Raw genomic sequence first — 23,907 nt, forward strand, 5'->3', positions numbered from 1 at the left:
TGTAGTGGTCTAATGTCCCCGGACACCTCGATAGGTGGATAATTCACCTTCGAAGGAGTTTACATGATCAGGCAGCGCCGCAATTTCGATCCCAGCTTCAAGCTGGAGGTCGTCCGAATGATCACAGAACAAGGCCTTAGCATTTCGCACGTCAGCCAGACGATGGACATTGGCGTGAGTTCGATCCGTCGGTGGATGGAGCAATACGGTGCCGAGCAAAATGGCCAGCCAGGTATCGGCAAGCCATTGACGGCTGAGCAGCAGCGTATTCGTCAGCTGGAGCAGGAAAACCGTCAGCTTCGTAGCGATGTAGACGTTTTAAAAAAGGCATCGGCCTTCTTTGCCCGCGAGCTCAAGTGAGCTACCGGCTCGTCGACGAGCTGCAAACGAAGGCCGTACCTGTTGCACAAACATGCCGTCTACTGGGCGTGAGCCGGGCCGGATTTTATGAAGCCAAGCGCCGCGCCGTTGCACCGATCTTTTGCCAAGCGAGCGTGCATCTGCGTGCCGCGTTCATGGGCAGCGGTCAAAGTTACGGCAGCCGCCGCCTGGTTACGGCGCTGGCAAATAGCGGCCTGCAGATCGGGCGTTACAAGGTACGCCGGCTGATGCAAGAAGCCAGCCTGAAGCCAGTCTGGAAGCGCAAGTTCGTGCACACGACCGATAGCAAGCATGCCTTGCCGATTGCGCCGAACGTGCTTGCCAGGCAGTTCAACCCGCCAGCGCCGAATCTGGCTTATGTGTCCGATATCACGTATATCCGCACTGGCGCCGGCTGGCTGTACTTGGCTATCGTGCTCGACCTATTCTCGCGCAGAGTCGTGGGCTGGGCGATGGCGCCGAGCATGCCGGCTACCTTGGTCTGCGATGCCTTACGCATGGCGATCCAGGCACGCCGGCCAGTTTAGGGATTAATCGTTCATTCAGACCGCGGCAGCCAATATGCGAGTGAGCAGTACCAGACCCTGCTGAGTGCACATAGCTTCGTCTGCAGCATGAGCCGTAAGGGCAATTGCTGGGATAACGCGGTTGCTGAACGATTTTTCCTGAACCTGAAGATGGAGCGCGTCTGGCAGCGCAATTACGCGAACCATGCAGAGGCCAAGCTTGACGTGGCTGATTACATTGCCGGCTTTTATAACAGCGAGCGCCTGAATTCTGTATTGGGCAATCTGCCGCCCAGCGTCTACGAACGCAAAATGGCAGAGAAAGAACTTATCGTCGTGTCCGGGATTACTTGACCACTACAAGTAGTGGAAGTGGTGACCGTCAGCGAAGAACGTCGCCGCCGCTGGAATGCATCAGAAAAGGCTGCTTTAGTTAGGGAAACATACGAGCCAGGCATGAGCGCTTCGTTGGTGGCACGCAAGCATGGCATCAGTGCAAGCCAGTTGTTCAATTGGCGCAAGCTGGAACGTGAAGGTGCCCTGACTGCGGTCCATGCGGGAGAATCGGTGGTGCCTGCCAGCGAACTAGCGGCAGCTCGGGCAGAGATTGCGCAGCTCCAGCGGATGCTTGGCAAGAAAACGATGGAGGCTGAAATCCTCAAGGAAGCTGTGGAGATCGCAAGGTCAAAAAAGTGGATTGCGCGCGCGCCCTTATTGCCAACGGACGACCAGTAAAAACGGTTTGCCGAGTGCTTGGCGTGGCGCGCTCGCATATTGCCAACTTGACGACGAGATCGGCTGATTGGACGGACGGTCGTACCGCGCGTATTAGCGATCCGGCTGCCGATCTGAAGCTGGTCGATGCGGTAAAAGCGGAGATCGGCGACTTGCCGACTTACGGGTATCGTCGCGCCGGCGCCCTGGTCAACCGCCGCCGCACGGCGGCTGGTTTGGCCGCCTTCAATCACAAGCGTTTTTACCGCGTGATGAAGGCACATGCACTGTTGCTGCCGAAAGCGCCGAAGCGCGTGATGAGCGCGCGCGTTCATGACGGCGAAGTGGCGGTTAAAGAGTCGAATCGGCGTTGGTGCTCGGATGGTTTTGAAATCGGCTGTGACAACGGCGAGGTCGTCACCGGCGTCTTCCTGAAAGACTGCTGTGATCGCGAAATCATCTCGTGGCGCGCATGGTCCAGCTGCGGCCTGCCTGGCGAACCAGTGCGCGATATGCTGATCGAAGGCGTGGAATCTCGCTTTGGGGAAGCAAAAGTCGTCGGTGATGTGGAGCTTGAATTCCTGAGCGATAATGGCGGCGCTTATCGAGCCAAAGACACGCATGCGCTGGTCTAAGATTTGAGTATCAAATCGGTGCATACGCCCGTTTGCAGTCCGCAATCGAACGGCATGGCTGAGAGCTTCGTGAATACGTTTAAACGCGACTACGTAAGCCAAATGGACCGCAGCAGTGCTGCCATCGTGCTGCGCCAGATGCCGGCGGCCTTCGATCACTTTAACGAGGTCCATCCGCACTCCGCCTTGGGCTACCGATCGCCACGCATGTTTAGAAAAGAGCTAATCCGCCGGGCTCAGATCGGCGGAACCTAAGCGATAGGCTGTGTCCGGAAATACGGGGGCAAGATCAGCTTTCCCCTTTGGTTTAGCTAGCACACTTGGCGCGGCAAGCGAGTCTTACCGATTGCATGAATAGCGTTTGGAACCGCCTGCGTGCCTTTCCAGTCGCCTGCCCCTCCTCCGTCGTTTGAGCAAGCTAGCAGGTCGTCATAGCATACGCGGCGTCGTTGTTTGCTTATATGCAGCGCTTCTCATGCATGTGGGAGCAGGCCCAACAGGAATTCCCGGGCTATACCTGCGCCGGTGTTCTGTGACGAAGGATGCTGGATCCGATAGCAGTCAATCTTGTCGTTGAGCTTAAATGCCCATAAGTGACGGTTGGGGATACCATGCGATACAGCAAAGTCGTACCCTCCTGAGCACGTTCTGCCTGGGCCTTTAGTTGGGAAGACCGCGCGACGAGCTCCTGCCGACGCAATGCCGTTTGCGAAGATGATGATGGATGGACCAAAGAACTCTACTTGAGCACGAAGCAGGCGGGCCGAGTACTTCTGGATTATCTTGTAGCGTGGGCTTCGAATCGGGCTACCCCCTTTCCAATCGCAGCAGAAGAGATTCGCGTAGATCAGCCCGTGCGTACCACAATGCCGCCCAATTTTGCGCATGAAATTCCAGAAAGTTTGTCCGCGGTCCTGCGTGAGCTGTGAAAAACGTTCGCGTGTGAACCTTTCGTGCTTCGTTAAGGCCAGATCGACATACGACTCGATCGTATCGAAAGGTTCCCCCTCCTTCAGCACATTCCAGCCAGCAGTTTCTGCCCCTACGATCATGATGCGATGGCGCGCCAGGTCCAGCGCCGGCGGCATAGAAGGGAGAAAGAGTCCGGATAAGCCGTGCTCATCCACGTGGGTCTTGTTGCTGCGGTCGAGTAGCGCATGGTTGAAGCCATCCAGTGCGTTCGCATACACTCTCGCGAGGGTGTTGATAGAGCCGACGCACTGCGGTTCGTTCATATTCAAGTGTCCTTTTCTTTTCTTTCATTCACGCCCCATTCATCATAAAGGGACGGTATGTTCTCGTCGCAAATTCACGCAACTGGTCAGGAAGGCTCTCACCCCGACTGAGAGTCCGTTCAAGCGTTTGGAGGCATACCGCGAGCCTTATTGCCTGCAGGTCATGCGCCAGCCCCGGCTCGTCAACCAGAGTTTTAAAAAGTTCTCTGAATGCATTTATCTGGTTATACACGTATGCCAAATCCTCAGCAAGCTGAGGGCCTAGTAAACCAAGGCGCCCTACGTTCGCATCAAAGACGCGATCGGTTGGCTTCGGTATGCCGGGAATTTTGACCCCTATCCCGCTTTGTGCGAGGTTGTGCATTCCATTCAGGCTTAATTGAATCAATGGCCATGCGTCCCTATAGGAAGCCAGCTCGCCAGCTAAAGCACCTGCAAGAGCACAGCTATCTCGGTCCGGCGGTAATCTTCCGCAACAAAGTTTGCCAAAAAACCGACCGTGACCGTTCCTATTGCACCTATTACAGCTCCCACAACTGCTGCTTCCATTGTTTTCCCTATGCTTTGGGCTTGATCGCTATATAGGCGTGTAAGCGCATCCTTCCAAGATCCGTGCGCTGCTCACGCGAAGACCTCGGGTCAAGTACCACCACCTCGCCATCGTGGCGCTGAATAACGACCCAGTGCCAGTACTCGACTTCACCCTTGACCCGAAAGTTAATTGCTGCAATCGCAAGTTCGGGCACGTTCGACCAGTGGGGAGACATTGTCCGATGGCCAGCCTGAAGGTGGAAAGCTGCAAGTAACAATTTCATCTGCTTGAAGGACGTATAAAACGAACGTTTCTCCTTATCCCAAGCAAATAAGTCCACTGCCCTGGTCATCACTCTATGATGCGTTGTCCTCGCAACTGTCGCAACACAAGCGATACCACAGCTTGTGTTAGCTTCTTGAGGGACTCGCCTAAGTCGCGCGGTAGTGGGCATTGCTTTCCGCCTTAAATTGCAGTTTCGCCGATAAGGTCTCGGCACATGCCAGGAACCCATTGCCAGGAATCGCCTGGACACCGGTCCCAGGTAAAATAGGAATCATCCTTTTTCGCATCCAGCCACCATTTATACAAATCGGTGTCGTTCCACGTCTTCCGTGTTGCGAGTGGGGCGGTGCGGAGCTTCCCCGCATTGCGGCTTGAAATTCTGTCTTTAGCATTTTGTCCGTCACATCTCTACAAGTGTTAGAACGTTCTTCGGCCCTGGCATTTTGACGTAGCGCCAAGTGGTCAGTCCAATCGCCAATGCTACCCTCTTGGCAGTCTCTTTGTCACCGAAGCCAGGGACCACATCAAGATCAAGTACGTCGAGTAGGTCGAAATCCCCTTTCGAAAAAGCTGAGATTCCGCCGTGTCGGCTAATGTCGACTACGTACCATTGGACTTTTGTGTCGATCGTCGCAAGCAGATATGCCATCATCGTCCTTCTTGTTTCAGCTTGCGTGCGAAAGCTCGTATTTCCGCCCTAGCCTTCATATTCAATTTTGAGTACATAGTTTCCGCTGGAGTTAGTTAAGAGTTTGCCACCGACCCACCAGATGACAGATGCAACGATCGACGCAAAAACGCCCGTCACAAATCCTGCAAGCCGTTCCCGGGTGATCTGAGCTTCACCAGGGATGCGAGCAATGGACAGAACACCTCAATATCGACATTCACCGCTTCTTTGACGGCATCCAGCTCTCGCTCAGCAGTCGCTTTGCTCACCTATACGGTGCTCAGTTCTGCGACAGCTTTGGCTAGATTCGCCTTATTGCGAAATTACTTGACCATTACAAGGTTCAGACTGTCATGACCGGCAGCTCCCGCCCCAAGGCGGAGGTTGCAGCGCCTGTGATCAAGGCACCTATTACTCATTAGTTTCCTGAGTGACGAGAAACCCTGCGTCTGCGAGGCCAAGCAGTGTCTCTGCTCGTCGGTGTTCTGCGACCAATCCGCAATTGAACGATCGATTACCAGAGAAGATACTCATAAGATCGACGAGGCCCATCTCGTTGGCAAGGGGCGAAAGCTCGCGCAAGACTTTCAATGCTTGCAGCGTCGGCTTGCCTTCGAATCTGACACTGAAGCGATAGCTGGAAGGCCACTCCTGTGAACCCGCTATCACGCACCCCTCCGCTACCCAAGTATTCAGGTCGGGCGCAATGACATGGAAGTCATCTGGATGCATTGAACCCTGGTCTACAAGATATACGGTACCAGAAGCCTTGCCAACTGCAATCACGATCGCCTGTCCGCCGCTGTCGTCTCCTATCGCGATGAAACCGGGACAATAGTTTTTTGCCTCATAGGTTTCGTTTCTTTCGATGAGTTCATCGGCAGCATACAAACGAACTAGGTCGTTACAGAATTCGCCTCCGCGCATTCTCAGAAGGTCGAGATAATCGTCTGGAAGTTCCGCATTCGCCCATTTCATGAATGCGCAGACCGACGCTTCGTTTGACATAAAATCCCTTGTAAATATGGTTCAGCGTCTGCTTCTGGCGAAAGCGGAAGTTCATCGCGCCCAGTGTAACTCAGCAAGAGCCGTAGACCTCGCTACCTCACGACCAGTGGTCGCAGCAATTTCCAGAACGTCGCATCTATTTCGGAAAGTCACACTTCCTCCCAAGTCCACTGCCGTCTATTTGGTAACACAAATTTTAGTTACAACCTTGGCTAGCCCGCACGTACGCCGTTGTCTCGATGTAACACGCCCCCTTGCTTACCTTCTCCTCGGAAAAGTCCGCATTCACCCAAACAACCCATGCAAATACCACCGCGGCTCCGCATCCTCCTCTGCCCCCGGCAACCGCTCCCGATACACCCAGTAATGCGCATTGTCCTCCCCCTGCGCAATGAAATAATCCCGCGTCTGCACATCGCTCCACCACCCCGCCTCGATACGCTCCGCAGCCGATACCATCCGCAAAGGCGAGCAATAAAACGGCCGGTGGTCGCGCACCAGTAGCGCAATGGGTTTCGGCAGCAGCCACGCGGGCCGAGGCAAGCCGCCAGGCGGCAGGCAGGCCGCGATGTCGGCAGCGCGCAGCTTCTGCTGCACGGGCACCCACGCATTCGCATGCTCGGGCCGGTAATCGGCTTTCGGTGCCGCCTGCAGCACGTTGTCCTCCCCCAGCCGCGCCACGAGCAGCTCGAACAGCCGCTGGCGATCCTCGTTGCTGCCGCCCGGTTCGGGGAACAGGCAATCCGATAACGGCGCCATCGGTTTCACGTGCGGTGCTTCCAGCACGAGGCCGATCACGGGCGCCTCCAGCGTGAGTTTCGCGAGCCGCTCCTTCAGCAGGCGTACCAGGTGGTCGTCGCGCCAGACCGCCTCGGCCAGCAGCACCTCGACCGGCGTGGGCGGCCGCGCCACCCTTCCCCGTTCGTGTTCGAGCAGCAGCACGATGCGCCCGACGGCGAGCTGGCGGGCGCTCAGCCAGCCTGTCATCTGCTGCAGCAGGCGGCAGGCGCCGGCCAGCAGCAGGTCGGTGTTCTCGATGCGGCCGAACAGTTCCAGCTTTGCCTGGAAGGTCGTGGGTGCCTCGATCCAGCGGTACATTTCCGCCGTGTGGCCCAGTGCCGCATCGAGCACGTCGAGCAGCGCGCGGCCGCAGCGCCGCTGCAGGCCGGGTCTCGGCAGGCGCGACACGTCGCCCACCGACAGGCAGCCGATGCCTTCCAGCCAGGTCAGGTAGGGCCGCGCCGGCGGCAGCAGGCTGGCCGGCAGGCGGTGCAGCCGTGCCGCCATCTTGTCGAGCTTGATCGTGCGCCCTGCCCCGCTGCGCGCCAGCAGCCAGGCGCCGCGCGCCGTGGGCGCCACGCCCAGCACGGCGGTAAAACCCAGCGTGCGCAGGCTTGCCCGCACCAGTGCGCACAGGCGGCGAATGCCGCCGAACAGGCGCAGGCTGGCGCCCACGTCCATCAGCAGCGTGGCTTCTTCGCCTTCGGCCACCTGCGGCGTGAATTGCAGCAGCGCCATCGCCACCGCATGCAGTGCTTCCGCTTCGCGCCCGGGCGCGCGGTCGTGCAGTTGCGCATCGGGCGCCATCATCAGCGCACCGCCGCGGCGCATGCCCGGCAGGATGCCGGCGCGGCGCGCGTCATCCGATACGGCCAGCACCGCTTCGTGGTCCAGCACCGCGCTGCAGGTGTCAGCCGACCAGCTCGGGCAGAACACTTCGAGCGGGAGCCGGGGCAGGTGCAGGCCGATCCAGAGGCGCATGTCGTTGCAGCAAAGAAGGAGTAAGGGGCAGGAACAGCGGCGCATCGCGCTGCGGCCCCCGGCGTTTGACGAAGTCGATCTCGAGCCCGCCGGCGGCCGGCCGCAGCGCCAGCCGCAGCGGTGCCGGCGACGCATCCTGGGCCGCCGCCAGCGGCCGCATCAGGCAGAACAGCGTTTCGCTGCTTTGCGCCGCCAGGTGCAGCCGGCGCAACGCCTCGCTGCGCACATGCTGCTGCCACAGCAGCAAGGCGCCGCAGCAGCCGCTGCGCAGGATCTGTTCGGCGGCCCACAGCGCATCGGCGCTTTTGCCCGTGTTGCGGATCCAGACCAGCTGCGTGGGCGGAATGCCCAGCGCATCGAGTGCCAGCGCCTGCGGGGCGTAGGGCGGCTGCACCAGCACGATGGGCCGCTTCAATGCCGCCAGCGCCGGCTGCAGCAGGCGCATCTCGCCGATGCCGGGCTGTTGCAGCAGCAATTCCACCAGTGTTCCTGTCGGCCACCCGTCGCCCGGCAGCTGGGCCGACAGGACCGGGTGTCCGGTGTCGACGCAGCGGTCGTGCGATTGCGCCAGTTGCGATGCAAGCCAGAGTGACGGATGCAGGGCTTCCGGCGCCAGCAATGGAGCAGGCTGGGCCATAAGTGATGATGCCAAGAAATACTGTATGCCCATACAGTACTACCGATGGGACGTTTTGACAATGATATTTTGGCAATCGTGTGGCGCCAGCCTGGCCCGGCAGTTTTCCTATCGCCGGTGCTTGCCGAAAAACTCCAGCATCATCCGACTCGCATCCGGGCCTTTCGCATGGAAGGCGATCTGCGGATCGCCGCCGCTCCATGCATGGTCCAGCGTATCGACCCGCACCACGCGCAGCACCACCTTGCTGCCCACGTGGTAGTCGCGGATTTCATGCCCGCTGCGGGTGCCGCGCCGCGTCACCTTGACCGGTGCATCGGCGGGCACGCCGTTCAGCAGCAGGCTTTGCCGCACGAGCTGCTGCTGGTTCACCGCATGCACCACTGTATCGGCATCGCCCTGGATCAGGATCGCCGGCATCATCGGAAAATTGGCGCGCCGCGCCAGCACTTCGCGGATGGCCGGCTCGGTGTGTATCCCGCCGCCGTGGCGCATCACGCCCAGCGCGCCGACGGTGCCGTGGCCAACGCCGAACACGGGCCCGGAATGCAGGCCCACCGCCGCGAACACGTCCGGGAAATTCAGCGCCAGGATGTTGGCCAGGCCGGCACCGGCCGAGATGCCGCACGCATACACGCGGCGGCGGTCGATCGGATACTGGGTCAACACCTTCGCCAGGATCGCCGCCACCGGCTGCACGTCGCCGCCGCCGGCCTGCGTGGCGCGGTCGAACCAGCGCCAGCACCGCTGCGCATGCACGGTGACCGATTGCTGCGCATACAGCACCGCATAGCCCTTCTTTTCCGCCACCGTGTTCATGCGTGTGCCTTGCGCGAACTGGGTGGCCGTCTGCTGGCAGCCATGCAGCATCAGCACCAGCGGCATGCCTTTCGCCGGCACTTCGCCCTGCGGCAGGTACAGCCAGTACTGCATCTGCTGGGCGCCCGACGCGTGATGCCCGACCAGCCAGCGTCCCGGCGCCACCGGCGTGGCCGGCGGTGTGCGCACCCGCGGCGCCGCGACCGATGCCTTCTTCGCCGGCCGCTTGCGGACACTACTTTTCGGCAACGCCAGCATGGTGCCCATCATCTTCGCTGCCGCCTTCTGTTGCGCGGTACCCGCTTTCATCAACGACTTCACGAGGCGTGCCCCGGCACTTCGCTTGACCATGCTTCCTCCGTTATCGTCCAGGCTCCATGTAACGGACCCGGGCCACACTGTTGAACTCCGGTAAGGGCGCAAAAAATCCGCTTGCGCTATTCTGGCATGCGCACCGTCGGGCAATCGCACGGCGGACTTTCCACGACCGCATTACCCAATGCATCACAGGAGACCAACATGAGCTATCTCGACCGAGACCCGTTTGGCATTTACCGTGACCGCGACAATGACGGCCCGGGGCCGCACCTGATGGGTGCCGACACGCTGATGGGCGAAGACGTCTACAACCGCCAGGAAGAAGACCTGGGCGACATTAAAGAAATCATGATCGACATGCAGTCCGGCAAGATCGCTTATGCCGTGCTGTCGTTCGGCGGCATCCTGGGCATGGGCGACAAGCTGTTCGCCGTGCCTTGGCAGGCCCTGCAGCTCGATACCGTGAACAAGCGCTTCATCCTCGACGTGGCGAAAGAGCGCCTGGAAAATGCGCCCGGCTTCGACAAGGACCGCTGGCCCGACATGGCCAGCGCCGAATTCGGCAGCCAGATCAGCAGCTTCTGGGGCGGGGCCGCGCAGGCGATGCCGGGCCAGATGACTTCCACCGGCAGCGTGATGGGCAGCGGCAGCAGCACCATGCAGAGCGGCTCCAGCTTTGGCCAGAGCCAGTCGGGCAACCTGTCCGGCAGCTCGGGCAGCAGCATGGGCAACAGCATGGGCAGTGGCAGCGGCATGTCCAGCCAGAGCGGCAGCCTGGGCAGCAGCACCGGCCTGGGCAGCAACAGCCTGGACCTGGGCCGCGGCGATTCCGACCTGACCGACAAGAACGTCAACCAGGCTGGCGGCCTGTCGAACCAGAACACCAGTATCGACCCGAACAAGAAGTTCTAAGTACCAAGTGATCCGCCAAGCCTGCAATAGTCGCAGGCTACCGCGAATCCAACCAGCCTCAAGGGGCCTCGAGAAACCGTAGCGAGCAGGCGTCAGGGGTGGCTAAGAAGCGCAATCGTACTTTAGTACGATCGGTCCGCCGATGCGGAGCATCGCAGGCCGGCCCTGGCGTCGCGCAGTAGGTTTATCGAGGCCCTACTACCTCTGCATCGATTCCCACACCTTGAAGAGCCGCTTGACCGACACCGGTGCCGGCGTGCGCAACTCCTGCGCGAACAGCGACACGCGCAATTCCTCCAGCATCCAGCGATACTCCACCAGCTTCGGATCGGTATTCTTGCCGGCCGATTTGTCGCGCACCACGCGCAGGTAAGGCTGCGCGGCCTGGTGCCAGTCGGCCATGGCCTTGGCGTCGCGCGCGGGATCGCCACGCAGCTTTTCCAACCGCACGTTCATCGCCTTCAGGTAGCGCGGGAAATGCGCCAGCTGGGTGAACTCGGTATCGAGCAGGAAGCGCTTGTGCACCAGCCCCTTCAGCTGCTCCTGCATGTCGGCGGCGGCCTGCGGGTTGATGCCCTGCAGCCGCTTCGGCAAGCCGTGGAATTCCGTCAGCACCTGCGAAACCAGCCGTGCGATCTCGTTCACCAGCAGCACCAGGCGCGACTTGCCCTCGTCCTTGCGTTTGTTGAACGTGGCGGCGTCCGTGGGCAGCGGGTCCTGCAGGCAGGCGATGTCGATCGCCTTGGCGATGATCTGGTCGCGCAGTTCTTCCTGCGTGCCCATGCTCATGAACTGCATGCCCATCTGCTGCAGGTTCGGAATGCTCTTTTCCACGAACTTGATCTGGTCCTTCATCTGCAGCGCGAACAGCCGGCGCAGGCCGATGCGGTGCGTGCGCGCCGCCACGTTCGGGTCGTCGAACACTTCCAGGTCGCAGTGCGCGCCCTTGTCCACCAGTGCCGGGAAGCCGATCAGGGTCAGCTTGCCCTGCACGATCTCCAGCAGTTCCGGCAGCTCGCCGAACGACCACGACGTGATGTTCGTGTGCGCGGCGGCCGGCGCGGCCGCGGGCTGGGCCGATGGTGTGGAAGCCCCGGGCATGCCGCCCGCCTTCACCTCGCCCGCGATGCCGCCGTGCTTTGCACCTCTTTCCGCCCTGGCACCGCCGGACTGTCCGCCCAGTTGCGCCAGCGAAGCGGCGGATGCCGGCGGCGCATTCTCCGCCATCTTCTGGAAGCTCTGCCGCGCCTGCGCGCCGTACTCGGCCTGCAAAGTGGCGAGGTTGCGGCCCATGTCCAGCTGGCGGCCATGCTCGTCGATCACCTTGAAGTTCATGAAATGGTGGGCGGGCAGCTGTTCCGGCTTGAAGTCGCCGGTCAGCACCGTGATCGTGACCTGCTCGCGGATGTCGGCGATGATCGCGTCGATGAGATCGCCGCGGCCGAACTTGTCCGCCACGCGCTCGCAGAACTTCTGCGCATACTCGGGCAGCGGCACCATGTGCCGGCGCTGCTTCTGCGGCAGCGATTTCAGCAGCAAGTGCACCTTTTCCTTCAGCATGCCCGGCACCAGCCATTCGCAGCGCTCGCGCGAGAGCTGGTTCAGCGCATACAGCGGCACATGCAGCGTGACGCCGTCGCGCACCGTGCCCGGCTCGAAGTGGTACGTGAGCGCCATCTCCACGCCGGCGGCCAGCATCTTCTTCGGGAACAGCTCGGTCGTCACGCCGGCCGCCTCGTGCCGCATCAGGTCTTCCTTGACGAGGTACAGCAGCTTGGGCTCTTCCTGCGTGGCCTTCTTGTGCCAGGCTTCGAAGCCGGCGCCGTTGACCACGTCGTGCGGGATCAGCTTGTCGTAGAACGCCTCGATCAACTGCTCGTCCACCAGCACGTCCTGCCGGCGCGACTTGTGCTCGAGGTTCTCGATCTCCTTCACCAGCCGGTGGTTGTGCGCGAAGAACGGCGCGCGCGTATCGTAGTCGCCGGCCACCAGCGCATCGCGGATGAAGATCTCGCGCGCTTCCACCGGGTTGTGCAGCGCGTAGTTGATGCGGCGCTGGCTGTAGATCGTCAGGCCGTACAGCGTGGCCTTCTCGGCCGCCGTCACCTGCGCCGGGCGCTTTTCCCAGCGCGGCTCGCCCCACGATTTCTTCAGCAGGTGGGCGCCGATCCTTTCCAGCCATTCCGGCTCGATCTTCGCGATCGTGCGCGCATACAGCCGCGTGGTTTCCACCAGCTCGGCCGCCATCACCCACTTGCCCGCCTTCTTGCCCAGCGTCGAGCCGGGCCAGATATTGAACTTGATGCCGCGCGCGCCCAGGTAGCCGGGATCGTCCTCCATCTTGAAGCCCACGTTGCCCAGCAGGCCGGTGAGCAGCGCCATGTGCAGCTGCTCGTACGTGGCCGGCGACTCGTTCATGCGCCAGCCCTGCTCCTTCACCAGCGTGAGCAGTTGCGAATGCACGTCGCGCCATTCGCGCAGGCGCACCTGCGACAGGAAGTTGGCGCGGCAGTTGTCCTGCAATTGCCGGTTGGTTTTCTTGTGCGCGATGGCGTCCTCGAACCAGCGCCAGATCTTGATGTAGGAGAGGAACTCGGATTTTTCATCGGCGAACTTCTGGTGCGCCTGGTCAGCCGCCTGCTGGTGCTCGATGGGCCGGTCGCGCGGGTCCTGCACCGACAGCGCTGCCGCCACGATCAGCACCTCGGTCAGGCAGGTGAATTCCTGCGCGGCCAGGATCATGCGGCCCACGCGCGGGTCCAGCGGCAGCTTGGCCAGCTTGCGGCCCAGGTTCGTCAGCCTGTTGTCGTCGTCGACGGCGCCCAGTTCCTGCAGCAGCTGGTAGCCGTCGGCGATCGCGCGCGCCAGCGGCGGCTCGATGAACGGGAACGTCTCAACGTCCGTCAGGTGCAGGGATTTCATGCGCAGGATGACGGAAGCGAGCGACGAGCGCAGGATTTCCGGATCGGTGAACTTCGGCCGCTTGTTGAAATCCTCTTCCTCGTACAGACGGATGCACACGCCGTCGGCCACGCGGCCGCAACGGCCGGCGCGCTGGTTCGCCGCCGACTGCGCCACCGGCTCGATCTGCAATTGCTCGACCTTGTTGCGGTAGCTGTAGCGCTTTACCCGCGCCGTGCCCGCGTCGACCACGTAGCGGATGCCCGGCACCGTCAGCGACGTTTCCGCCACGTTGGTGGCGAGTACGATCCTGCGCTGGTTCGTGGTGCGGAATACGCGGTCCTGCTCTTCCACCGACAGGCGGGCGAACAGCGGCAGGATCTCCACGTGCGGCGGATGATGCTTGCGCAGCGCCTCGGCGGCGTCGCGGATCTCCCGCTCGCCCGGCAGGAACACCAGCACGTCGCCGGAGCCGATGCGGCACACTTCATCGACACCGTCGACGATGGCATCCATCAGGTCGCGCTTGTCCCGCGCGGCGGCGGCCGTGCGCTGCTGCGGCTTCGCGGCGTTCACCCCTTCCGGCAGCGTGACCGGCTCGCGTTCCACGGGCCGGTAGCGCACTTCCACCGCGTACAGGCGGCCCGACACCTCGATCACGGGCACCCGCGGCTTGCCTTCCTGGCTGAAGTGCCGGGCGAAGCGTTCCGCATCGATCGTGGCGGACGTGATGATCACCTTCAGGTCCGGCCGGCGCGGCAGCAGCTGCTTCAGGTAGCCCAGCAGGAAGTCGATGTTCAGGCTGCGTTCGTGGGCCTCGTCGATGATGATCGTGTCGTAGCCCTTGAGCATCGGGTCGGTCTGCGTTTCGGCCAGCAGGATACCGTCCGTCATCAGCTTGACGGAGGCGCCGCGGTGCAATGTGTCGTTGAAACGCACCTTGTAGCCCACGTGCTCGCCCAGCGGCGTGCCCAGTTCCTGGGCGATGCGCTTGGCCGTCGACGAGGCGGCGATCCGCCGCGGCTGCGTGTGGCCGATCAGGCCCTTCTGCCCGCGGCCCAGTTCCAGGCAGATCTTCGGCAACTGCGTGGTCTTGCCGGAACCGGTTTCACCCGACACGATGACGACCTGGTGCTTCGACAGCGCCTCGGCGATCTCGCGCCGCCGGCCCGAGACCGGCAAGTCTTCCGGGAACGTGATCGGCGGGAGAGGATTGCGGAACAGGCGCTCGGCCTCGCGCGCGGCAACCTGCTCGGGCGTGGGTTTTTCGCGCGCGCCCTGCTTCGGCGCACGCCTCTCGCCCGCGGCAGCCGGTGCGGGCTTTTCCCGTTGCGCGCCGCCGCGGCGATTGTCGCCCTGGCGTGGCGTGCTCGCTTCGTTCGGTTTCGGGGAAGAGGAGGAAGGGGACTGCTTGATGGCTTCAGACATTGTTTTTACGATGTTTTGCTGCGAGTTTTACGACGAATGGCGCGCAGCGAATTATAATGCGGCGCATGGAAAACCCCGTCGAATTCGTCCAGTGGCTGCGCTCCGTCGCGCCTTATATCCATGCCTTCCGCGGCAAGACTTTCGTGGTGGCCTTCCCCGGCGAACTGGTGGCCGCCGGCGCCCTGCCGGTACTGGCGCACGACCTGTCGCTGCTGCACGCGCTCGGCATCAAGGTCGTCGTCGTGTACGGTTCGCGGCCCCAGGTCGCCGAACAGCTCGCGCTGCGTAACGTCGAAGGCCGTTTCCACAACGGCATCCGCGTCACGGATACCGCCGCGATGGAATGCGCGAAGGAAGCCGCCGGCGAACTGCGCCTCGACATCGAGGCCGCGTTCAGCCAGGGCTTGCCGAACACGCCGATGTCGAACGCGGCGATCCGTGTCATTTCCGGCAACTTCGTCACGGCCCGCCCGCTGGGCGTCATCGACGGGGTCGACCTGGAACTGACCGGCGTGACCCGCAAGGTCGATGCCGAGACGATCCACTCGATCCTGGCCGCCAACGGCGTGATCCTGCTGTCGCCGCTGGGTTTCTCGCCCACCGGCGAGGCTTTCAACCTGACGATGGAAGACGTGGCCGTGTCCGCCGCGGTGGCGCTGCATGCCGACAAGCTCATCTTCATCACCGAGACCGAGATGCTGCGCGACCTGGCCGGCACCGAAATCCGCGAACTGTCGTCGCACATGGCCGAAGCCGTGCTGCAGGCGAATTTCCTGTCGCCGGAAAGCGCGTTCTACCTGCGCCACTGCGTGAAGGCCTGCAACAGCGGCGTCGAGCGCTCGCACATCGTGCCGTTCGCGATGGACGGTTCGGCCATGCTCGAACTGTTCACGCACGATGGCGTGGGCACCATGATCAGCCACGAGAACCTGGAAAGCCTGCGACCCGCCACAATTGAGGACGTTGGCGGGATTATCAAGCTCATCGAACCGCTGGAAGCGGATGGCACGCTCGTCAAGCGCGGCCGCGAGCTGATCGAACGGGAAATCAATTATTTTTCCGTCATCGAACACGATGGCGTGATTTTCGGCTGCGCCGCGCTGTACCCGTTCCCGGAAGAGAAAATGGCCGAAATGGCATGCCTGACCGTCAACCCCGAAGTGCAGGCGCAAGGCGACGGCGAACGCATCCTGAAGCACATGGAGAACCGCGCGCGCGCTTCCGGCGTCACGAAACTGTTCGTGCTGACCACGCGCACGGCGCACTGGTTCATCAAGCGCGGCTTCGTGCCCGCCACAGTGGATGCGCTGCCGAAGGACCGCCAGCGCATGTACAACTACCAGCGCAAGTCGCAGGTGCTGGTGAAGACGCTTTAAGCATTTTCGCCGGATAATTTACAATGCACGTTTCCGAACACTGAGGAGCACCCGCGATGGCCCGTACCGTCCACTGCATCAAACTGAACAAGGAAGCCGAAGGCCTCGACTTCCCGCCGTATCCCGGCGAACTGGGCAAGAGGATCTATGAATCCGTGTCGAAAGAGGCCTGGGCGGCCTGGCTGAAGCACCAGACCATGCTGGTCAACGAAAACCGCCTGAACCTGGCCGACGTGCGCGCCCGCAAGTACCTGGCCGCGCAGATGGAGAAGCATTTCTTCGGCGAAGGCGCCGACGAAGCCCAGGGCTACGTCCCGCCACCGGCGTAAGCACTGCTCCGCCCACGAAAAACGGCACCTCGGTGCCGTTTTTTTTCAAAAGTTGCTCGAAAAATGGGGACGTACCCCATTTTCCGAGCAACATTTTTACCAGCTCAGCGTCTTCACGCCTTCAGCCGTCCCCAGCAGGCACACATTGGCGCCGCGGGCGGCGAACAGGCCCACGGCGATCACGCCGACCATGCCGTTGATGGTGGTTTCCAGTGCGACCGGATCGGTGATCGACAGGCCGGCCACGTCGATCAGGTGGCCGCCGTTGTCGGTGACGAACGGCTCATCCGTACCCGGCTTGACGCGCACTTTCGGCTGGCCGCCCAGGGCCGCCAGCTGGCGGAACACGGCGTTGCGGGCCATCGGGATCACCTCGACCGGCAGCGCGAACTTGCCCAGCGTTTCCACGAGCTTCGAGCCGTCGGCGATGCAGACGAACGATTTCGACACGGAGGCCACGATCTTTTCACGCGTCAGCGCCGCACCGCCGCCCTTGATCATCGCGCCGGAAGCGTCGATCTCGTCGGCGCCGTCGATGTACACGGCGATCGATTCCACGTCGTTGAGATCGAACACGGGAATGCCGTGGCCCTTCAGGCGCGCGGCCGTCGCTTCCGAGGAGGCCACGGTACCCTTGATGCGGTCCTTGATGGCGGCCAGTTCGTCGATGAAGAAATTGGCGGTCGAGCCGGTGCCGACGCCGATGATTTCGCCGTCGACCACGTAGCCGATGGCGGCGCGCGCCACGGCCTGTTTCAGTTCGTCTTGAGTCATGATGATGAAGGTAGGGATTACGGATTCGAAGGGCGCCATTTTAACAGCGCACCGGGTGGCCTTTGTGGGAAAATGGCCAATCTCCATAAGTCAGCCAAACAGAACATGACACCCACTCCGACTGACTCTGCCGCCGGGTCTCCCCCGGAATCCGCCAAGCCCGGCACGCCCACTGTCCTGATCGTCGACGACAGCCGGGTTTCCCGGCTCGTGGCGCGGCAATACATCGTGACGCTGCATCCCGACTGGACCGTGGTGGAAGCGGGAACGGGCGAGGAAGCGCTGGCCAAGGCACCGGAAGTGCAACCCCAGCTGGTGCTGATGGATGTGAACATGCCCGGCATGGGCGGGCTGGCGTGCGCCGAGCAATTGCGCAAGCTGCTGCCCGATGCGCACATTTCGCTGCTCACGGCCAATGTGCAGGATGCCACCCGCAACCGCGCCAGCGAAATCGGCGTGGCCTTCATGGAAAAGCCGATCACTCCCGAACGCATCGCCCGCCTGACCGCGCTGGTGCGCTGACATGATTGCGTTGACCGAACTGGAACACGACGCGCTGGTCGAGATCTTCAACATCGGCGTGGGCCAGGCCGCCGCCGCGATGAGCGGCATCGTGGCCGAGGAAGTCACCATGTCGGTACCGTCGATCAGCTTCCTCAGCCGCAGCGAAGCGGCGCAGCTGATCGACGATGCGCACCGGCACAATGCCGGCACCGCCAGCGCCAGCGGCGAACGCATCTGCGGCGTCAGCCAGCATTACGAAGGCGCGTTCTCGACCGAGGCGCTGCTGATGTTCCCCGAGGATAAGAGCCTGGAAATCGTGCGCTTGATGGTGGGCGAAGCGATACCGCTGGCCGAGCTGTCCGGCATGGAACAGGAGGCGATGAGCGAGATCGGCAACATCATCCTCAATTCCTGCGTGGGTACGCTGGCCAATATCTTCCAGCACGAGCTGCATGGCTCCCTGCCGGTCTATCACGTGGGTACAAGCGACGAGATCCTCGATGCCACCGGCACCCGCGCCGATACCGTGGTGATGATGCTGCACATCGACTTCATCCTCCAGAAGCACCAGATCCATGGCTACGTGGCCTTCATCCTCGATGTCACCGCCCTCACCGACCTGAAGGGCCAGATCGACGGCTATCTGCAACGGGCGATCGGGCCGCATTGAGGATGCTCCCCACCTCCCGCCTGCCATTGCTGGAAAGCGTGCTGGAAGCCGTCAACGCCGGCGTCATCGTCGTGGACGCGGCATGCCGCATCGTGCTGTGGAATAAATGGATGAGCCGCCATTCCAGCTGCGCCGCGCACAAGGCGCTCGGCATGGACCTGTTCGAGCTGATGCCCGAATTGCGCGGCGGGCGCGTCGAGGCGGCCGTCACGCAGGCGCTGGCCAACAACTTCTCGTCGCTGCTGTCGCCCACGCTGAACCGCGCGCCCTTCCCGCTGTATTCGAATCCGGCCGCGATCGGGCGCGGCGGGCGCATGCAGCAAGGCATCGCGATCACGCCGCTGGCCTTCCCCGCCGGCCAGTCCGAACCGCATTGCCTGATCCAGCTGAACGACGTCAGCATGGCCGCGGCCCGCGAAAAGCTGCTGCGCGAGCAGACCGAGCTGCTGCGCCTGCAAACATTCTCCGATGGTCTGACGGGCGTGGCCAACCGCCGCGCGTTCGACGCGGCGATCGACCGCGAACTGCGGCGCGCCAAGCGCAATGGCGGCACGGTATCGCTGCTGATGATCGACATCGACCACTTCAAGGCCTACAACGACCGTTACGGCCACCAGCAGGGCGACCAATGCCTGATCGCGGTCTCGGGCGCATTGCAGGCGCTGCTGCAACGCTCGATGGACATGCTGGCGCGCTACGGCGGCGAGGAATTCGCGGCGATCCTGCCGGACAACGATCCGCACCAGGCATTGCACATGGCCGCCGCACTGCACGAACGGGTGCTCAAGCTGGCGATCCCGCACGAATCCGCGGACGGGCCTGAAAAGCAGGTCACCGTCAGCATCGGCGTGGCGACGCTGCTGCCGGGCCAGCAGGCCACGCCGGCTGCGCTGATCCGCGCCGCAGACGGCGCGCTGTATGCCGCCAAGCGGCAGGGGCGGAACCGGATCGTCGTTGCGCAGCCGGAGGAAACCGAGGCCTGACGGTAATCCCGACGGTAATCCCGGCGGACGATCTCTCGACATCAAGCATCGCTGAACGGGCGGCATGTCGGCCAACCCGGCATGCCGGCCGATCACCGCTGCTGCAATATCTCCCGGTCGATCGCCTTCAACGGCACGGTCTTTTCCACGCCGCCGCGCTTGACGGCTTCCTTCGGCATGCCATAGACCACGCAGCTTTCCTCGTCCTGCGCCACGGTGCGCGCGCCGGCCTTGCGCATTTCCAGCAGGCCGGCGGCGCCGTCGTCGCCCATGCCCGTCATGATGACGCCCAGCGCATTGGCGCCGGCATGTTTCGCCACGGAGCGGAACAGCACGTCCACCGACGGCCGGTGCCGGTTGACCAGCGGGCCGTCGATCACGTCCACGTAATAGCGGGCACCGTCGCGCCGCAGCAGCATGTGTTTGCCGCCCGGCGCGATCAGCGCGCGGCCCGGCAGCACGCGGTCGCCATGCTGCGCCTCGCGCACCTCGATCTGGGAAAGCTTGTTGAGCCGGTCCGCGAACGCCGCCGTGAATTTTTCCGGCATGTGCTGCACGATCACGATGCCGGGTGTGACACGCGGCAGCGCCGTCAGCACTTCCTCGAGCGCCTGGGTGCCGCCGGTGGACGTGCCGATCGCCACCACCCGCTCGGTGGTCTGCAGCGGCGTGCGGACATCGGACGCCGGTGGCAGGATCGCATCCGCCGTCAGCTTGGCCGGCGCCTGCGCCGGGGTAGCGGCGCGTTGGGACAGCCGGCGCACGTTGACGTGGGCGGCGGCGCGGATCGCGCCCACCAGTTCGGCGGCGCTCTCGTTCAAGAAGTCTTTCAGGCCCAGCTTCGGCTTGGCGATCACGTTCACCGCGCCGGCCGCCATCGCCGCCATCGTGGTCTGGGCGCCCTTGTCGGTCAGCGTCGAACAGATGATCACCGGTGTCGGGCGCTCGGCCATGATCTTCTTCAGGAACGTGATGCCATCCATGCGCGGCATTTCCACGTCCAGCACGATCACGTCCGGCCACTGCTGCTTCATCCGCTCGATCGCCAGCAGCGGGTCGGACACGGCGTGCAGCAGCCGGATCCCCGGTGCCGCCGCCAGCATTTCGCCGACGATCTTGCGCACCACGGCCGAATCGTCGACGACCATCACATTGATAGGATTCATAGGTTTCCAGGAACGCAGGAAAGCCCGCAGGCACGAGCCGTTACAACGTAAGCTTAGCCCATGCGGGCCATGCGGCGCGGTTTGTTACGCTGCCTTCCGGTACACCGACGGCACCACCGGCTGCACCGCGTTGCTGATCTCGTGCAGGCTTTCGGAATGGCCGATGAAGAACTGGCCACCCGGCTTCAGGCGCGACGTCACGCGGGCCACCACCTGGCGCTTGGTATCGGCATTAAAGTAGATCATCACATTGCGCAGGAAGATCACGTCGAACATGCCCAGCTCGTTCGGCAACTGCGTATTCAGGTTCACCTGCCGGAACTGCACGCGCTGGCGCAGCGCCCGGTCCACCAGCAGCGTGCCGGTCTGTTCGCGGATGCCTTTCAGGCAAAAGCGCTTCAGGTAGTCGGGCGGCACGTGCGCGGCGCGCTCCATCGGATAATGCCCGACGCGGGCGCGCTGCAGCACCCGCGTGCTGATGTCCGACGCCATCACTTCCCATGGCGCGTTGCCCAGCACGTCCGCCAGCACCATCGCGATGCTGTACGGCTCCTCGCCGGACGAGCAGGCCGCGCTCCACACCCGAAACGGCGTGTTGCCGCCCGTTCCGTGCGCGGCCGCCGCTTCGCGCAGCAGCTCGAAGTGGCGCGACTCGCGGAAGAAGTAGGTTTCGTTGGTGGTCAGGAGGTCGACGGCGACCTGGGTCTCCTCCGGATGCTGCCCGCCCGCCAGCACTTCGAAATACGCATCGTAGCTGTCCAGCCCGAAGTGGTGCAGCCGCTTGGCGAGCCGCCCGCTGACCAGCGCCTTCTTCGCGTCCGACATCGTGATGCCCGCGATGTCGTGGATGAAGTGCTGGAAGCGCGCGAACTCGCGCTCGTTGATGGCGATGGCGCTCATGCCGCCTGTGCTTCGCTGTCGGCCAGCATGGCCAGTCCGTCCAGTGCCAGCACCTGCGCCACGTTCAGCAGGATCACGAACTTGCCGTTCACCTTGGCCATGCCGCCGATGAAATCGCCGCGGATACGGGTGCCGAACGACGGCGCCGGCTCGATCTCGGCCAGCGCGATGTCCAGCACGGCGCTGACGGCGTCGACCACCACGCCCGTCACCTGCCGCTCGCCGTCCGCTTCCAGTTCGACGATGACGATGCAAGTGCGCTTGCCCGGCACCGCCAGCGGCCGGCCGAAGCGGGCCGCCAGGTCCATCACGGGCACCACGGCGCCGCGCAGGTTGATCACGCCGCGGATCGACTCGGGCATCATCGGCACTTCGGTGATGCCGGAAAACTCGATGATCTCCTTCACCGCCATGATGCCGATGCCGAACGATTCGCCGCCCAGCATGAAGGTCAGGTATTGCGCGGATTCGTTTGCCATTGCGCCGCTGTCTTGCTTGGTGTGCTTCATGGATCGCTCCATCAGAAATTGGTGAAGTTCTTTTCGTCGACCTCGCCCTGCGCGGCGAAGCCGTCCGCCGGGCGCAGGCCGTTGCCGCGGCGTGCCAGGCGGGTACCGCCGCTGCGCACCTTGGCCAGCACCCTTGCGCCATCGGTATTGGCGAGGTGGAAGAAGCTCATCGCCTGTTGCAGCTGCTCGGCCTGGCCGCTCATTTCCTCGGCCGTGGCCGCCAGTTCCTCGGAACTGGAGGCGTTCTGCTGCGTGCCCTGGCTCATCTGGCCGACAGCGGCATTGATCTGGCCGACGCCGGCCGACTGCTCTTCGGAAGCGGCCGTGATTTCCTGCACCAGGTCGGACGTCTTGCGGATGTTCGGCACCATCTGGTCCAGCAGGTTGCCGGCACGCTCGGCCAGTTCCACGCTGCTGGTCGCCACTTCGCCGATTTCCTGCGCCGCCACCTGGCTGCGCTCGGCGAGCTTGCGCACTTCGGCCGCGACCACGGCGAAACCCTTGCCATGTTCGCCGGCGCGGGCCGCCTCGATGGCCGCGTTCAGCGCCAGCAGGTTGGTCTGGTAGGCGATATCGTCGATGATGCCGATCTGCTTGGCGATCTGCTTCATCGCGGTCACGGTGGCCTTGACGGCTTCGCCGCCTTCGGACGCCTCGCGCGCCGCCTGGGTGGCCATGCCATCGGTGACGCGGGCGTTCTCGGTGTTCTGCGAGATCGATGCCGTCATCTGTTCCAGCGATGCCGACGTTTCCTCGACGCTGGCGGCCTGCTCGGAAGCGGCCTGCGACAGCGACTGCGCCGTGGCGGATACTTCCTCGGAGGCCGAAGCCAGCGACTGCGCGCTGGCGTTCACGTCGCCGACAACCTGTGCCAGCTTGTCCATCGTGTCGTTCGAGTATTCCTTCAGTTTGCCGAACGCGCCGTGGTACTCCTTGTCGATGCGGGTGGTCAGGTCGCCTTCGGCCAGGGCCGACATCACACGCACCACGTCGTCGATGCTCGCGCCGGTGGTCGTCACCAGCTGGTTCAGGCCATCGCCCATCTCTTTCTGGAAGCCCAGCATACCGGTCGTGTCGACACGGGCCTCGAAATTGCCGCGGTTGGCCGCTTCGATCACGGCGCGCTGGCCGGCGATCACCTGGCGCAGCTTGCCCACCATCTGGGCCACGGCAAACAGCATGCTGGCGGAGTCGCCCTTGCGGGTCGCCACTTCGCCGGACAGGTCGCCGTCGGCGATGCGCTTCAGCAGTTCGGCCGCATAGGCCGGCTCGCCGCCCAGCGTGCGCGTCAGGCTGATCGTGATCCAGAACGCCATGCCGATGCCCATCAGCACTGCCAGCGCGCCCAGCAGCGTCATCTGGTCGCGGGCAGTCACGTATTCCGCCGCGGCCGCCTTGCCGGAGTCGTTCATCGAACTGTCCTGGTGGGCAATGAGCTTGCGGATCGTGTCGAGATACGACGACTGGATTGCTTCGAGCTTGTTGACAAGCACATCGCGTGCCTCTGCGCGCTTGCCCTCGGCCACGAAGCGCAGGAATTCCTCCTGCACCACGCGGTACTTCTCGCGGCTCTCCAGCATGCTCTCCAGCGCCTCCTTGCCCTGGGCGGAGGATATGAGCTTTTGCAGCTTGCCGATATTTTCCCGCGAAGCCGTGCGCGACGTTTCGATGGCGGCCAGTTCGCGGCGCGCCACATCCTGGTCGTCGAAAATCACGATATTGCGCATCGATACCGCAACGTCGTTGATGTTATCGATCAGGTTATATGCCAGCACCACCTTGGGATACTTGTCGGCAACCAGCTCGTCCACGTTGGCGCTGACGCTGGCCAAGCTGCGGATACCCAGCAGCACGATCGCCGCCAGCAGGATACTGACGACACCGAAGCCGAGGGCCAGGCGCACGCTTACTTTGAGATTACGAAACATCTAGAACTCCTTGCGGCTCCTGCCGC

At 62.9% G+C, this 23,907-nt stretch carries 18 protein-coding genes and 2 pseudogenes; 8 read left to right on the plus strand and 12 right to left on the minus strand.

Translation table 11 applies throughout. From position 1 onward, the window contains the following. The first annotated feature begins 63 nt into the window (after positions 1 to 63). Positions 64 to 1,241: pseudogene (locus ACY65G_RS29435) on the plus strand (IS3 family transposase). 12 nt (positions 1,242 to 1,253) lie between these two features. Then, positions 1,254 to 2,491, plus strand: a pseudogene (locus ACY65G_RS29440) (IS3 family transposase). A gap of 218 nt (positions 2,492 to 2,709) precedes the next feature. Here ACY65G_RS29440 and ACY65G_RS29445 read toward each other — a convergent pair. From ACY65G_RS29445 to ACY65G_RS29470, 6 genes are all read right to left on the minus strand, one after another. Continuing rightward, the gene (locus tag ACY65G_RS29445; protein ID WP_465000832.1) at positions 2,710 to 3,471 is read right to left on the minus strand and encodes a hypothetical protein; all 762 of its coding nucleotides are present in this window, start codon (positions 3,469 to 3,471) and stop codon (positions 2,710 to 2,712) included. Between the two features lie 557 nt (positions 3,472 to 4,028). Then, positions 4,029 to 4,517 carry a cysteine peptidase family C39 domain-containing protein gene (locus ACY65G_RS29450; RefSeq protein WP_465000833.1) on the minus strand — a complete coding sequence of 163 codons (489 nt, stop codon included), beginning with the start codon at positions 4,515 to 4,517 and terminating at the stop codon, positions 4,029 to 4,031. 852 nt (positions 4,518 to 5,369) lie between these two features. After that, positions 5,370 to 5,936, minus strand: a complete 567-nt coding sequence (locus ACY65G_RS29455; RefSeq protein ID WP_465000834.1) for an SMI1/KNR4 family protein — start codon at positions 5,934 to 5,936, stop codon at positions 5,370 to 5,372. 315 nt (positions 5,937 to 6,251) lie between these two features. After that, the gene (locus tag ACY65G_RS29460; RefSeq protein WP_465000835.1) at positions 6,252 to 7,727 is read right to left on the minus strand and encodes a Y-family DNA polymerase; all 1,476 of its coding nucleotides are present in this window, start codon (positions 7,725 to 7,727) and stop codon (positions 6,252 to 6,254) included. Next, entirely contained in the window at positions 7,657 to 8,364 is a 708-nt protein-coding gene (gene imuA / locus ACY65G_RS29465) for a translesion DNA synthesis-associated protein ImuA (RefSeq protein ID WP_465000836.1), read from the minus strand. The genes ACY65G_RS29460 and imuA overlap by 71 nt, the downstream gene beginning before the upstream one ends. A gap of 108 nt (positions 8,365 to 8,472) precedes the next feature. Continuing rightward, positions 8,473 to 9,534: an extracellular catalytic domain type 1 short-chain-length polyhydroxyalkanoate depolymerase gene (locus tag ACY65G_RS29470; RefSeq protein ID WP_465000837.1), complete on the minus strand. Its 1,062-nt coding sequence runs from the start codon at positions 9,532 to 9,534 to the stop codon at positions 8,473 to 8,475. Between the two features lie 168 nt (positions 9,535 to 9,702). On the opposite strand from ACY65G_RS29470, the gene ACY65G_RS29475 reads away from it, so the two are divergent. Next, on the plus strand, positions 9,703 to 10,413 hold the full coding sequence (locus ACY65G_RS29475) for a PRC-barrel domain-containing protein (RefSeq protein ID WP_465000838.1): 711 nt from the start codon (positions 9,703 to 9,705) through the stop codon (positions 10,411 to 10,413). 198 nt (positions 10,414 to 10,611) lie between these two features. On the opposite strand, the gene hrpA is transcribed toward ACY65G_RS29475, so the two are convergent. Further along, positions 10,612 to 14,742: an ATP-dependent RNA helicase HrpA gene (hrpA, locus tag ACY65G_RS29480; protein WP_465000839.1), complete on the minus strand. Its 4,131-nt coding sequence runs from the start codon at positions 14,740 to 14,742 to the stop codon at positions 10,612 to 10,614. 65 nt (positions 14,743 to 14,807) lie between these two features. On the opposite strand from hrpA, the gene argA reads away from it, so the two are divergent. Next, the gene (gene argA / locus ACY65G_RS29485) at positions 14,808 to 16,118 is read left to right on the plus strand and encodes an amino-acid N-acetyltransferase (RefSeq protein ID WP_465000840.1); all 1,311 of its coding nucleotides are present in this window, start codon (positions 14,808 to 14,810) and stop codon (positions 16,116 to 16,118) included. 56 nt (positions 16,119 to 16,174) lie between these two features. Next, positions 16,175 to 16,447 carry an oxidative damage protection protein gene (locus ACY65G_RS29490; RefSeq protein WP_465000841.1) on the plus strand — a complete coding sequence of 91 codons (273 nt, stop codon included), beginning with the start codon at positions 16,175 to 16,177 and terminating at the stop codon, positions 16,445 to 16,447. Positions 16,448 to 16,543: 96 nt separating this feature from the next. Here the strand turns inward: ACY65G_RS29490 and rpiA are convergent, their stop codons facing one another. Beyond that, a complete protein-coding gene (gene rpiA, locus ACY65G_RS29495; RefSeq protein ID WP_465000842.1) occupies positions 16,544 to 17,221 on the minus strand; it encodes a ribose-5-phosphate isomerase RpiA in 678 nt (225 codons plus the stop codon). A gap of 105 nt (positions 17,222 to 17,326) precedes the next feature. On the opposite strand from rpiA, the gene ACY65G_RS29500 reads away from it, so the two are divergent. Genes ACY65G_RS29500 through ACY65G_RS29510 form a run of 3 tightly spaced genes read left to right on the plus strand, consistent with a single transcriptional unit; the run spans position 17,327 to position 19,378 of the window. After that, the gene (locus ACY65G_RS29500) at positions 17,327 to 17,743 is read left to right on the plus strand and encodes a response regulator (RefSeq protein WP_465000843.1); all 417 of its coding nucleotides are present in this window, start codon (positions 17,327 to 17,329) and stop codon (positions 17,741 to 17,743) included. Position 17,744: 1 nt separating this feature from the next. After that, complete coding sequence (locus ACY65G_RS29505) at positions 17,745 to 18,395, plus strand: chemotaxis protein CheC (RefSeq protein WP_465000844.1); 651 nt, start codon at positions 17,745 to 17,747, stop codon at positions 18,393 to 18,395. A gap of 2 nt (positions 18,396 to 18,397) precedes the next feature. Beyond that, positions 18,398 to 19,378, plus strand: a complete 981-nt coding sequence (locus ACY65G_RS29510; protein ID WP_465000845.1) for a diguanylate cyclase — start codon at positions 18,398 to 18,400, stop codon at positions 19,376 to 19,378. Between the two features lie 92 nt (positions 19,379 to 19,470). Here the strand turns inward: ACY65G_RS29510 and ACY65G_RS29515 are convergent, their stop codons facing one another. The 4 genes from ACY65G_RS29515 to ACY65G_RS29530 all read right to left on the minus strand — a co-directional run bounded on the left by ACY65G_RS29515 (position 19,471) and on the right by ACY65G_RS29530 (position 23,881). Next, entirely contained in the window at positions 19,471 to 20,544 is a 1,074-nt protein-coding gene (locus ACY65G_RS29515) for a protein-glutamate methylesterase/protein-glutamine glutaminase (protein ID WP_465000846.1), read from the minus strand. An 84-nt stretch (positions 20,545 to 20,628) separates the two neighbouring features. After that, the gene (locus ACY65G_RS29520; protein ID WP_465000847.1) at positions 20,629 to 21,444 is read right to left on the minus strand and encodes a CheR family methyltransferase; all 816 of its coding nucleotides are present in this window, start codon (positions 21,442 to 21,444) and stop codon (positions 20,629 to 20,631) included. Further along, positions 21,441 to 21,953, minus strand: a complete 513-nt coding sequence (locus ACY65G_RS29525; RefSeq protein ID WP_465000848.1) for a chemotaxis protein CheW — start codon at positions 21,951 to 21,953, stop codon at positions 21,441 to 21,443. The genes ACY65G_RS29520 and ACY65G_RS29525 overlap by 4 nt, the downstream gene beginning before the upstream one ends. A gap of 11 nt (positions 21,954 to 21,964) precedes the next feature. Next, the gene (locus ACY65G_RS29530; RefSeq protein ID WP_465000849.1) at positions 21,965 to 23,881 is read right to left on the minus strand and encodes a HAMP domain-containing methyl-accepting chemotaxis protein; all 1,917 of its coding nucleotides are present in this window, start codon (positions 23,879 to 23,881) and stop codon (positions 21,965 to 21,967) included. Between the last annotated feature and the right edge of the window lie 26 nt (positions 23,882 to 23,907).

Source organism: Pseudoduganella sp. jia 12, from assembly GCF_055502675.1.